Origin of the sequence: Streptococcus equi subsp. zooepidemicus (assembly GCF_015689395.1) — a bacterium.
Lineage (GTDB): Bacteria > Bacillota > Bacilli > Lactobacillales > Streptococcaceae > Streptococcus > Streptococcus equi.
Map to the genome: position 1 here is coordinate 2,137,354 of NZ_CP065054.1, position 12,702 is coordinate 2,150,055.

Annotated in this window: 8 protein-coding genes, 3 tRNA genes and 1 other annotated feature; of the genes, 6 read left to right on the forward strand and 5 right to left on the reverse strand. The window is 39.5% G+C overall.

Going from position 1 to position 12,702, the window contains the following annotated elements; genetic code table 11:
* Nucleotides 1-232 precede the first annotated feature (232 nt).
* Complete coding sequence (gene guaB, locus I2432_RS10150; RefSeq protein ID WP_012516513.1) at nucleotides 233-1,714, reverse strand: IMP dehydrogenase; 1,482 nt, start codon at nucleotides 1,712-1,714, stop codon at nucleotides 233-235.
* A 200-nt stretch (nucleotides 1,715-1,914) separates the two neighbouring features.
* Entirely contained in the window at nucleotides 1,915-2,937 is a 1,023-nt protein-coding gene (gene trpS / locus I2432_RS10155; RefSeq protein ID WP_111678801.1) for a tryptophan--tRNA ligase, read from the reverse strand.
* Nucleotides 2,938-2,992: 55 nt separating this feature from the next.
* Nucleotides 2,993-3,232: a binding site (T-box leader), on the reverse strand.
* 121 nt (nucleotides 3,233-3,353) lie between these two features.
* On the opposite strand from trpS, the gene I2432_RS10160 reads away from it, so the two are divergent.
* The 3 genes from I2432_RS10160 to I2432_RS10170 all read left to right on the forward strand — a co-directional run bounded on the left by I2432_RS10160 (nucleotide 3,354) and on the right by I2432_RS10170 (nucleotide 8,633).
* Nucleotides 3,354-4,226 carry a YitT family protein gene (locus tag I2432_RS10160; RefSeq protein ID WP_206158847.1) on the forward strand — a complete coding sequence of 291 codons (873 nt, stop codon included), beginning with the start codon at nucleotides 3,354-3,356 and terminating at the stop codon, nucleotides 4,224-4,226.
* A gap of 79 nt (nucleotides 4,227-4,305) precedes the next feature.
* Complete coding sequence (locus I2432_RS10165; protein WP_206158848.1) at nucleotides 4,306-5,925, forward strand: ATP-binding cassette domain-containing protein; 1,620 nt, start codon at nucleotides 4,306-4,308, stop codon at nucleotides 5,923-5,925.
* A gap of 122 nt (nucleotides 5,926-6,047) precedes the next feature.
* On the forward strand, nucleotides 6,048-8,633 hold the full coding sequence (locus I2432_RS10170; RefSeq protein WP_206158849.1) for a YfhO family protein: 2,586 nt from the start codon (nucleotides 6,048-6,050) through the stop codon (nucleotides 8,631-8,633).
* Between the two features lie 201 nt (nucleotides 8,634-8,834).
* Here I2432_RS10170 and I2432_RS10175 read toward each other — a convergent pair.
* Both I2432_RS10175 and I2432_RS10180 read right to left on the reverse strand, forming a co-directional pair.
* Nucleotides 8,835-8,908: transfer RNA gene (locus I2432_RS10175), tRNA-Asn, on the reverse strand.
* A gap of 32 nt (nucleotides 8,909-8,940) precedes the next feature.
* Nucleotides 8,941-9,012, reverse strand: a tRNA-Glu gene (locus I2432_RS10180).
* A gap of 280 nt (nucleotides 9,013-9,292) precedes the next feature.
* Here I2432_RS10180 and I2432_RS10185 point away from each other — a divergent pair.
* Nucleotides 9,293-9,366: transfer RNA gene (locus I2432_RS10185), tRNA-Arg, on the forward strand.
* Nucleotides 9,367-9,663: 297 nt separating this feature from the next.
* On the opposite strand, the gene rlmH is transcribed toward I2432_RS10185, so the two are convergent.
* A complete protein-coding gene (gene rlmH, locus I2432_RS10190) occupies nucleotides 9,664-10,143 on the reverse strand; it encodes a 23S rRNA (pseudouridine(1915)-N(3))-methyltransferase RlmH (RefSeq protein ID WP_206158850.1) in 480 nt (159 codons plus the stop codon).
* Between the two features lie 209 nt (nucleotides 10,144-10,352).
* Between rlmH and I2432_RS10195 the strand changes: the two genes are divergently transcribed.
* Both I2432_RS10195 and I2432_RS10200 read left to right on the forward strand, forming a co-directional pair.
* Nucleotides 10,353-11,576, forward strand: a complete 1,224-nt coding sequence (locus I2432_RS10195; RefSeq protein ID WP_206158851.1) for a S1C family serine protease — start codon at nucleotides 10,353-10,355, stop codon at nucleotides 11,574-11,576.
* 119 nt (nucleotides 11,577-11,695) lie between these two features.
* Complete coding sequence (locus tag I2432_RS10200; RefSeq protein WP_111690534.1) at nucleotides 11,696-12,469, forward strand: ParB/RepB/Spo0J family partition protein; 774 nt, start codon at nucleotides 11,696-11,698, stop codon at nucleotides 12,467-12,469.
* The last annotated feature ends 233 nt before the right edge of the window (nucleotides 12,470-12,702 follow it).

Below are 12,702 nucleotides of genomic sequence, written 5' to 3' on the forward strand. Positions count from 1 at the left end.
TAATCCTTTTAGGGTTATGCCATTTTTGAAAGGTATTATGCTTAAGAGCATTCAGTATGATTTGATCATTAGCCTAGCACTGAAATATCACAAAGCTAAGAAGCAAACAGCTAAAGCTATCAAGCTTTTATTTCTAATCATGGTGTAATCGTGCAACAAAAAAAGCCGAGAACATATCTCAGCTTTTAGATATAGATATATCAAATGCTACATCAAGTAAACACCTACAGGATTAATGCATGGAATAATTTGGTGCTTCATTTGTGATTTGGACATCATGTGGATGGCTTTCAATCAGACCAGCTCCTGACATCTCTACAAATTGAGCATTGTCATGCAATTCTTGAATAGTACCAGCTCCGACATATCCCATACCTGAGCGAATCCCACCAAGCATTTGAAAGACAATATCAGAGGCAGCTCCCTTATAAGCAACACGTCCTTCAATACCTTCTGGCACTAGCTTGTTGGCTTCATTAACAGAGCCTTGGAAGTAACGGTCGCTTGATCCTTTTTTCATAGCTGCAATTGATCCCATGCCACGATAGGTTTTAAATTTGCGTCCTTGATAGATTTCAGTCTCACCTGGAGCTTCATCTGTCCCAGCAAACATAGAGCCGAGCATGACAGCATTGCCACCAGCTGCAAGGGCTTTTACAATGTCTCCTGAATACTTAATACCACCATCAGCAATAATGGTTTTGCCATATTCACGAGCAACAGCCGCTGCGTCATAAATAGCTGTAACCTGAGGTACTCCGACACCAGCAATGACACGAGTTGTACAGATTGAGCCTGGTCCGATACCAACCTTAACCACATCAACCCCTGCGTCATAAAGGGCACGCGCGCCTTCAGCAGTAGCGATATTTCCTGCAATCAAGGTTTTGTCAGGGAAGTAGGCGCGAATCTCTGCAATTTTCCTAAGAACACCTGCGGAATGTCCATGAGCTGTATCAATAACAATAGCGTCTGCACCAGCTTCAAATAAAGCCTCTGCACGCTCAAAGGTATCTGATGTAACACCAACCGCAGCCGCTACCAGCAACCGTCCAAACTCGTCCTTTGCAGCATGTGGAAATTCAATAACCTTTTCAATATCCTTGATTGTAATCAAGCCTGAAAGACGGCCATTATCATCTACCAATGGCAGCTTTTCAATCCGATGCTCATGAAGGATACGCTCTGCTGTCTCAAGGTCAGTCCCAACCTCAGCTGTCACCAGCTGCTCACTTGTCATATGCTCTGAGATCGGAGCGTTGTAATCAGAAATAAAACGCATGTCACGATTGGTAATAATCCCGACTAATTTGCGGTTAGCTAAGGTCTCTACAATCGGAACACCACTAATACGATAGCGCTGCATCAATTCCTCAGCCTCAGCTACCTTGTGCTCAGGCGTTAGGAAAAATGGATCAATGATCACACCATTTTCAGAACGCTTGACCTTGCGCACCTCCTCAGCCTGCTCAGCAATTGACATGTTCTTATGAATAACACCAAGACCGCCCGCACGCGCAATCGCAATAGCCATTTTACTGTCTGTTACAGTGTCCATAGCTGCGGTAATAATAGGAATATTTAATGTCAAATTTTTAGCAAGCTTGGTTTTTAAATTGACTTCATTTGGAAGAACATGACTTTCTGCTGGAATAAGCAAAACATCATCAAACGTGTAGCCTTTTTTCAAAAATTTAGTGTCCCAATTTGACATCAACACAATCCTCTTTTCTTCTTTTTTAGGGAATACTACCCCAGCCTATTTTTATTGTTACTATCATATCACGCTAAATTCATTTGTCAATAACATAATTCTATATATTTCTGTAAATTAAAAAGACAGATCTTGACCCATAAGTAACAGATTCATTTAAAAAGATAAGAGGCCAAGAATCATTCTCAGCCTATAAGCTATTAAAAGTAACGAATCCCCATAGCAGCCTTTACTTCAGACAGTGTTTGGGCAGCTACTGCCTGTGCTTTTTGGCTTCCTACTTCCAGCATACGAAAGACCTCGCCCTTATCCTTGGCATATTCCAATCGGCGTTGGCGAATTGGCGCAAGCTCTCTTTCCAAAATATCCAGCAGATAACGCTTGGTTTTAACATCTCCAAGACCACCTCTTTGGTAATGCTCTTTCATCGCTTCAATATCAGCTTTGTCCTCTTTTTGGCCAAAAATATCTAGGTAATGAAAGACCATATTACCTTCCAGCTGTCCCGGATCCTCAATCCGGATATGATTTGGATCGGTATACATACTCATGACTTTTTGACGGACAGTGTCAGCATTGTCAGAAAGATAGATGCCATTACCCAGTGATTTGGACATTTTAGCATTGCCATCAAGCCCTGGTAGACGTCCTGCCTTTTCATTTTCCGGGTAAAGACCTTCTGGCTCAATCAAGCAGGCTGTCTTATAGGTATGATTAAAGCTTCTTACAATTTCACGTGTCTGCTCAATCATTGGCCTTTGATCATTACCAACAGGAACTAAATTAGCTTTGAAAGCTGTGATATCAGCAGCTTGAGAAATTGGGTAAACCAAAAAGCCTGCTGGAATGCTCTCACCAAAGCCCTTTTGAGCAATTTCAGTTTTAACAGTTGGATTACGCTCCAAGCGAGCAAGAGACACCAAATTCATATAGTACATTGTTAACTCTGCAAGCTCAGGAACCTGACTTTGGATAAAAATAGTTGACTGACTTGGATCCAAGCCGACAGAAAGGTAATCCAATGCAACATTGAAAATAGACTCACGAATCATCTCAGATTCTTTGGCGTGATCCGTCAAGGCCTGCTGATCTGCCAAAAAGACAAACATATTGTACTTGTTTTCATTTTGCAGGCTTACACGATTTTTGAGACTGCCGACGTAATGTCCCAAGTGCAGCTTTCCTGTTGGTCTATCTCCTGTTAAAATAACTGGTTTTGTCATGATTTCTCCTTAATACTGATTTTATGACATCAAAAAACCTCACGCAAAAGGCTTGCGTGAGGGCGTCATTACAATAAATACGCGGTACCACCTCAATTAGTATCTCTAATCAATCAATACTATCTCATCTTCTCAACTCAAGAAATTGCACGATAAGGGGTGCCAGACCTGAAAGTTATGGTTTCCTCTCAAAAGATCCACTAGTCCATTTCATCTTGCTTGCTGCTAGCTCTCACCGACCACTAGCTCTCTAAAAACAAGGGTAAGATTACTCATCTAGTTTAGGGTCATTCTATGATATTTTAAGCAATTTGTCAAGCTACTGAGATTTTTAAGCAATAGGGCTTGACGGTTTCTATTCTTTTAGGAGATAATGGATCTATTATGTTTACTAAACGATAAAGGAGGTATTGAATATGAAAAAAAGGGTAATGGATTTACTATTTGTAACCATCGGCTCCTTCATCACAGCTATCGGTTTTAACACAATGTTTGTCGATAATAATATTGCTTCAGGTGGTATGGTGGGGATTTCAGTTGTTATCAAAGCGCTGTTTGGGATTAGCCCCTCGCTCTTTTTAATGCTAAGCAATATCCCTTTATTGATTTTATGCTACTTCTTTCTTGGTAAACAAAATCTCATCAAAACCCTCTACGGTTCATGGATTTACCCTATTGCTATTCGCCTAACTAGCCAGCTTCCAACACTCACTCATAACCAATTATTAGCAGCGATTTTTGGTGGTATCATTTGTGGGATCGGCCTTGGAATGGTCTTTTGGGGAAATTCATCAACCGGTGGTACTGGTATTCTGACACAAATCCTACACAAATATTCTCCATTGTCATTGGGAGTTGCTATGACTATTGTTGACGGCATTAGTGTTTTAATAGGATTCATCGCCCTATCTGCTGATGATGTCATGTACTCTACGATCGGGCTGCTCGTTATTGGCTATGTCATTAGTGTCATGGAAAATGGCTTTGACTCTTCTAAGAATGTCATGATTATTTCAAAGGAATATCAGGCCATCAAGGCTTATATTACAGGTGTTATGGATCGTGGTGTCTCTAAGATTCCTATCCGAGGGGGCTACACAACATCAGATAAGATCATGCTAATGGCTATTGTTTCTGGCTATGAGCTGCCAGCTTTACAGGAAAAAATTCTAGAAATCGATGACACTGCCTTTATCGTTGTCATGCCAGCAGCACAGGTCATGGGACGTGGCTTTAGCTTAACCAAGCATTACAAACTAGAGGACAAAGATGTGCTGCTGCCTATGTAAGCCCTAAGCCCTTTTCTGATTGAAAAAAGGGGCTTTTTTAGGTACAATGAGGATTAGATAAATAAAATGAGGTGACAAATTGCTAACAGTTTCTGACGTATCACTGCGCTTTAGTGATCGAAAACTTTTTGACGATGTTAATATCAAATTTACAGCTGGCAACACTTATGGCTTAATTGGTGCCAACGGTGCCGGAAAATCAACCTTTCTAAAAATTCTCGCAGGTGATATCGAACCAACAACAGGTCATATCTCTTTAGGACCAGATGAGCGTCTTTCTGTCCTTCGCCAAAATCATTTTGATTACGAAGAGGAACGTGCCATTGATGTTGTTATCATGGGAAATGAGCAGCTTTATAGTATCATGAAGGAAAAGGATGCCATTTACATGAAGCCTGATTTTTCAGAAGAAGATGGTGTTCGTGCTGCCGAATTAGAAGGAATCTTTGCTGAGCTAGGTGGCTGGGAGGCTGAAAGCGAGGCCTCTCAATTACTACAAAACCTAAATATCCCTGAGGAATTGCATTATCAAAGCATGAGCGAGCTCACCAATGGTGATAAGGTGAAGGTTCTCCTAGCTAAAGCACTCTTTGGCAAGCCTGATGTTTTGCTACTAGACGAGCCAACCAATGGTCTTGATATTCAGTCCATTTCATGGCTAGAGGACTTCTTGATTGACTTTGAAAATACCGTTATTGTGGTGTCACATGACCGTCACTTTTTGAACAAGGTATGTACTCACATGGCCGACCTTGATTTTGGAAAGATTAAGCTTTTTGTCGGTAACTACGATTTCTGGAAGCAATCATCTGAATTAGCTGCGCGCCTGCAGGCAGATCGTAACGCTAAGGCCGAAGAAAAAATCAAAGAGCTGCAAGAATTTGTGGCACGCTTTTCTGCCAATGCTTCTAAATCAAAACAAGCAACCTCTCGTAAGAAAATGCTAGACAAAATTGAGCTAGAAGAGATTATTCCATCTAGTCGCAAATACCCATTCATCAATTTTAAAGCTGAGCGTGAGATGGGCAATGATTTTGTAACAGTTGAGAATTTGTCTGTAACCATCGATGGCGAAAAAATTCTAGACAATATTAGCTTCATTCTAAGGCCAGGTGATAAGGCTGCCATTATCGGACAAAATGACATTCAAACAACAGCCCTTATACGCGCTCTGGCTGATGACATTGACTATGAAGGAACTATCAAATGGGGAGTAACAACTAGTCGCTCTTATCTACCAAAGGACAACTCACGTGACTTTGCTAGCGATGAATCTATTCTTGAATGGCTCCGCCAATTTGCAGCAAAGGGAGAAGATGATGATACCTTCTTGCGTGGCTTCTTAGGACGCATGCTCTTTTCTGGAGATGAGGTTAAAAAATCCGTTAACGTTCTCTCTGGTGGTGAAAAGGTGCGCGTGATGCTCTCAAAATTAATGCTTTTAAAATCAAATGTTCTTCTTCTTGATGACCCAACCAATCACCTAGATTTGGAATCTATTTCAAGTCTCAATGACGGGATTAAAGATTTTAAAGAGTCTGTTATTTTTACCAGTCACGACCACGAGTTTATTCAAACCATTGCTAATCACATTGTTGTTATTTCTAAAAATGGTGTGATTGACCGTATTGACGAAACCTATGATGAATTCCTTGAAAACAAAGACGTTCAAGCTAAGGTAGCGGAGCTTTGGAAATAAGGAAAAAACAAGGAGTTTTGCTCAATACCATCATTAAAGTATAGAGATGATCATTGATGACATCCGAGGGCTGGAAACCATTTCTAGCCCTTTTTTCAAAAATATCATAGAAGGGCTTATTTATGACAAAACCTAAAGCATGGTATCTTGTTTATGACATTGCTAGCTTTTTCCTTCCCTTTTTGATAATGTTTTTTGTCCTTTTATCAATGGGAATTTCATATGGCAGTGAGAAAACCATTTTAGCTAGTGACAGCTTTCATCAATATGTTATTTTTGCGCAAGCCCTAAGAAATATTCTTCATGGAGCTGATAGTATGTTTTACACCTTTACCAGTGGCCTAGGTGTAAACTTTTTTGCTCTGGCTAGCTATTATCTAGGCAGTCTTTTGTCTCCTCTTGTTTACTTTTTTAATCTGCAATCCATGCCAGATGCTATCTATCTCTTGACACTTATTAAATTTGGTTTGATCGGGCTTGCCGCTTATTTCTCCTTTCATCGTATTTACCCTAAAATCAAACCCTTTTTAGTCCTGACATTATCAGTCTCTTACTCCCTAATGAGCTTTCTGACAAGCCAGCTAGAGCTTAACAACTGGTTAGATGTTTTTATTCTTCTACCAATTGTCTTACTTGGGCTCCATCGGCTGATTATTCAAACCAAGCCCTTGCTTTATTATAGCTCACTTAGTCTTCTCTTTATCCAGCATTATTATTTTGGATATATGGTTGCTATCTTTGTTTTTTTATTATTTCTTGTCAACCTTATATCATTAGACACATGGAAAAGACGGTTAAGAGCCTGCTTAAGCTTTACATCAGTGTCAATCTTATCAGCCTTAACAAGTGCTTTTATACTCATACCGGCATATCTAGACCTAGCAGCCTACGGTGAAACACTCTCTCCAATCAATCAGATCATCATTAAGCCTATAGGAGCCTTTGATTTATTAGCAAAGCTATCACTTGGTGCCTATGATACGACAAAGTTTAATGCAATTCCCATGATATTTATTGGTCTTTTGCCTTTATTGTTAAGTATCGTCTTTTTCACCTTAAAATCTATTAGCTGGCGCTTAAGGCTGGGCTATGGGCTGCTTTTAGGGCTCATCATGGTTAGCTTTTATCTTCAGCCCTTAGATTTATTTTGGCAGGGCATGCATGCACCCAATATGTTTTTACACCGTTATTCGTGGTCGTTTTCAATCATTATCATTATTTTAGCCTGCGAAGCCCTTTCTAGACAAAAAGATATTACTAACACTAGAATAGTCTTTGCCTTTATATTATTAAGCTGCTTATTAACACTTTCTTATCTGACAATGGATCAGTATAGCTTTTTACAGCCCAGCTTATTGATCCTAAGCCTTGCCTTTTTAGCTGCATATCTTATTTTACTGCTAAGCATGCTAAAAGCCTCTGTACCAATGCCATTTTTAATCTTTTTTACCTTACTGTTTTGCTGTTTAGAAACCAGCTTAAATACCTACTATCAGCTTAATGGTATCCATCATGAATGGGTATTTCCATCACGTAAGGGCTATAGCAGAGCTTTACAAGATATTGACAAACTTGTCAAGAAAGCAGATACTAACAACGACCAGTTTTTCAGACTGGAGCAGCTCCTGCCACAAACAGGCAACGACAGTATGAAATACAACTATAATGGCATTTCTCAATTTTCATCTATCCGAAATCGTCACTCCAGCTCCCTTCTGGATCGTCTAGGCTACCAGTCTGCTGGAACAAATCTAAACCTTCGTTATCAAAATAACACTCTCATCATGGATAGTCTTTTAGGGGTAAAGTACAATCTTAGCTATCATCAGCTTCATAAATTTGGCTTTTCAAGGATAGCCTCCAGTCATCACACAGCACTCTATCAAAATCACTATAGCAGCAATCTAGCTATCTTAACAGATGATATTTACAAAGATGTCAAGCTAACTGTCAACACACTTGACAATCAAACCAAGCTGCTTAATCAGCTGAGTGGAAAAAGACTTACCTATTTCCAGTTAGAGCCTTCTAAGCTAATATCAAATGCTCAGATATTTAATGAGAGAATCTCAGGTCAGGCTGCTGAGAACACGTCAACAACCATTGTTCACTATCAGGTTACCGTACCAGACCATAGGCAGCTTTACTTAAGCCTGCCAAATATTAGCTTTTCAAATCACAATGCAACAAATGTTAGGATACGTATTGATGACCAGACCTATGAATACACTACTGACAATGCTTTTTCATTCTTTGACTTAGGGTACTTTGAAAAAGGAAAAACCTTAACCCTTGCTATTATGTTTCCGAAAAACAAAAGCATTTCCTTTGCTATTCCACATTTTTACAGTCTAAACAGTGACAATTATCTGGCAGCCATGAATGCGATTAATCAAAAAGAGGTTACTGCTTACACCCGTAGCAATCAAGTCATCAGCCATTACAAGGCCAAATCAGAAGGCTCTATGATTTTTACCCTTCCCTATGATAAAGGCTGGACAGCAAGGCTAAATGGCCGACCAGTAGCTCTTAAAAAGGCTCAAGGTGGTTTTATTAGGATAGATGTTCCAAAAGGATCTGGTAAATTAGTGCTCACCTTTGTTCCAAATGGCTTTACATTAGGCTTGTTGCTCTCATTTATTGGTATCTTGCTTTACAGCTTCTTACATTACTACCTACTCAGGCAAGCAGCTAAGCTAAAAGCTTAAACATCAATTTCCATTATATAAGCAAAACGCTTGATTTTAAAGCCCTTACAGGTATCAAAATCAAGCGTTTTTAGCTGGTCTATTGGTTTAAGGATATTAAAGTACAGAGCTTTCCATAGATCACGTGTTCCTTAGTAAATCACAATCTCTCTTCAAGGTCAATAAAAAAATCCTAAGAAAGCCTTAGGATGTGTCTTATCACTCCGGCAGTAGGACTCGAACCTACGACATCATGATTAACAGTCATGCGCTACTACCAACTGAGCTATGCCGGAAAATAAAAAAATTGCCACAATGACAATTCTGATAGTCCGTACGGGATTCGAACCCGTGTTACCGCCGTGAAAAGGCGGTGTCTTAACCCCTTGACCAACGGACCTGAAGCTTAGGAGTAACTCTCCTTAACACTCTTATTATTATAGCAGAATGTTTTTATTTGTCTATACTTTTTTCAAAAAAATCTTGATTTTTTGATCACTTTTGACATAAACAGTCTAAAACAAGTCTAATTACCCCAAACATGCTAGAAAAAATAACATATGTCTCTTCTGACACAGACTACTAAAAGACACACCGCTACAGGTTTGGGGCAGTGAAGCATCTTATCAAAAATAAGCATTGACAGGCATAAGGTTTTTTTGTTAGAATGAAGTGGTTGAGGTCTCATAGCTCAGCTGGATAGAGCATTCGCCTTCTAAGCGAACGGTCGCAGGTTCGAATCCTGCTGAGATCAGAATACTTAAAAATGCCATTAGTCAATAGCTAGTGGCCTTTTTGTATTTCTAGCAATAGCAAGCTGCTGACTCCCGTAGGAGAGTCAGTAAGAGTGATAGTACTTATCTGACATCGTCTAAGGCTAGAAGCGCAAAATCTCCAAATCACCAGCTCTGTAAAGCTATTGATCACCTTTATCAGGCAATAGCTGAATAAGGCTACAAACTAGCAACCCTATTAGTGAAAGCCAGAATTATTGTTGAGGCGAGCACGCGATTTGTCTAGGCCATGTGTCATGTTTCATGTGAAACAGCTGCTATTTATGATATGGACTGCCTTGTTGAATCATAAAAGCACGATAAACCTGCTCGATTAAAACCAAACGCATCAATTGATGAGGTAAGGTCAATAGGCCAAAGCTCATCAATAAATTAGCCCTATTTTTAATGGATTGATCCAAACCAAGACTCCCACCAATGACAAAGGCAATGTCTGAATAGCCTTTTACAGTGACCTCTGATAGTAGATGACTAAACTGTTCTGATGCCAATTGCTTGCCCTCTATTGCCAAAGCAATTACAAAATCACGCTGACCAAGCTTTTTCTTGATCCTGTCAGCCTCCTTAGCCATAATCTGCTGTTTTTCAGCATTGCTAGCCTTATCAGGTGTCTTTTCATCTGCTAATTCAATGATATCACATTGGCAAAAGCGAGACAGTCTTTTTTGGTATTCTGCAATCCCATCTCTTAAATACGCTTCTTTTAATTTTCCGACACAAATAAGCTTTATTTTCATATCCTTATTGTACCATAATCAACTCTTTTTACACAGCTTATCCACATGTTGATTTCTTATTTTCTTTATATAAACCCTTTTCTACAGCCTTTTTAGTATAGTCCTGAAAAGTTTTCCACAAGTTGTGGATTACTTTTCTTTTTTATGGTTTTAAGGTATAATTAAGTGAGGTTTTATATCCTATGTGAAAACCATTCGGAGGTGATTTTGTGTTAAAATCAAAAAATATATTGAAGCCCTTATGGGTTTTAGCCATTGGATTTTTAGGGGGCTTATTAGCTGCCTTAGTTGTTAATGGATTTAGTCAGAATTTTCTAACATCTTCAAATGCAAAGGGAGCAACGACAACAAGCAACGTCAGCTTTAACAATACAACTGATACAACAAAGGCTGTTAAGGTGGTTCAAGATGCTGTAGTGTCTGTTATTAACTATCAAAAGGCTGCTTCGCCTGCCATTTCAAATCCTTACATCAATCTTTTCGGAGAAGAAAATGATACCTCAGCAGTACAAAAAGAGGACGAGCTAAGCATACACAGTGAAGGCTCGGGTGTTGTCTACAAAAAAGAAGGAAATACTGCTTATCTTGTAACCAATAATCATGTCATTGAGGGAGCTCAACGAATTGAAATTTTAACAGCAGACGGCTCTAAGATCGTTGGAGAACTAGTTGGTGCAGACACTTATTCTGACCTAGCTGTTGTCAAAGTTGCTGCTGATAAAATCAAAACAATAGCCAAATTTGCAGATTCAACCAAAATTAATGTTGGAGAGGTAGCCATTGCAATTGGTAGTCCTCTTGGAACAAAATATGCCAACTCAGTGACAGAAGGGATTGTTTCAAGTCTAAGCCGTACAGTCACTTCAAGAAATGAAGCAGGTGAGACCATCTCAACAAATGCTATCCAAACTGATGCTGCTATCAATCCAGGTAATTCAGGTGGACCACTCATCAATATTGAAGGCCAGGTTATTGGTATCAACTCAAGTAAAATATCCTCAACACCTACTGGCAGCGGCGGAGCCATTGAGGGAATTGGCTTTGCTATTCCATCAAGCGATGTTGTCACCATTATTAACCAACTAGAGTCTAACGGAGCTGTTATCAGACCAGCCTTAGGCATTACAATGGTAAACTTAAGTAATCTATCAACCAATGCATTGATTCAATTGAATATTCCAACAAGCGTTACCAGCGGTGTTGTCGTAGCCTCTACTCAAGATGGCATGCCTGCTCTTGGTAAATTGGAGCAGTATGATGTCATTACTGAGGTTGACGGTAAAGAAGTCAGCTCAATTAGTGACCTACAAAGTGTCTTATATAGTCATGAGATTAACGACACCATTAAGGTAACCTTCTACAGAGGAACTGCTAAGAAGAAAGTTGACATCAAATTAACAAAAACAACTAAGGATCTAACTAAAAAGCAGTAAACATTGGGTATCCCCGTGAGATTGAGTCCGAGACGATGGTCGCGGGCTCTTGCTCTTTTATCCCGTATGTATCTCTAATAACCGTTAAGCTACCACTATTTCCCTTTTGAGAGGCTTATATGACAGAAATCCTAATGCACATTCCTATCGAGGATATTGTGGCAAATCCTTATCAACCACGTCTTCAATTTAATCAAAAAGAGCTTGAGGAGCTGGCACATTCCATTCAGGCTAATGGTTTGATTCAACCAATCATTGTCAGAAAATCTGATGTATTTGGCTATGAATTGGTCGCTGGAGAACGACGCTTTAAAGCAGCCAAGCTGGCAGGACTTCAAAAGATCCCAGCAATTGTTAAGGAAATGTCTACTCTTGAGAGCATGCAGCAGGCCATCGTAGAAAACCTACAGCGCTCAAATTTAAATGCTATTGAAGAGGCTAAGGCCTATCAATTACTCATTGATAAAAATAAGATGACCCATGAGGACATCGCGACATACATGGGAAAATCACGCCCTTATATCAGCAACACCATCAGACTGCTGCAACTACCAGACGTTATTAGACAAGCGATTGAGGACGGTACCATTAGCGCCGGCCATGCAAGAGCTTTATTATCCTTGTCAACACCAAAAGAGCAGGAGCTTTATTTTCACAACATTCTGGATCAAGGCTTAAGCGTTAGGCAAATCGAACAGCTGGTAAAGACTAAGCATCCCCCAAAAAAAAGAAACAAACATAAAACCATTTTTGTGAAGTCTTTAGAAAAAGAGCTCTCAAAATCATTAGGATTACCTGTGGCATTGTCTCTCCAAAAAAATGACAGTGGGCAGCTGCAACTGTCATTTTCAAACCAAGAAGAATTGAACAGAATTATCAACAAGTTGCTTTAGCTTGTTGATTGTCTGTTTTTTTTATTCAGTTTTCCACAAGAGAAATGTGACTAAAACCTTTTAGTCACAAGGATCTCTCTTTTTTCCACAAGTTGTGGAAAACTATCTTACACATTGTGTATTTTATCTCCACAGCTTGTGGGTAAGTCTAAAATAATCCTTGATCCTTTGTGGAAAACTATCTTTATTTATGATAGAATGGTTCTAGAATTATCCACAAGAAGGAATCTCGT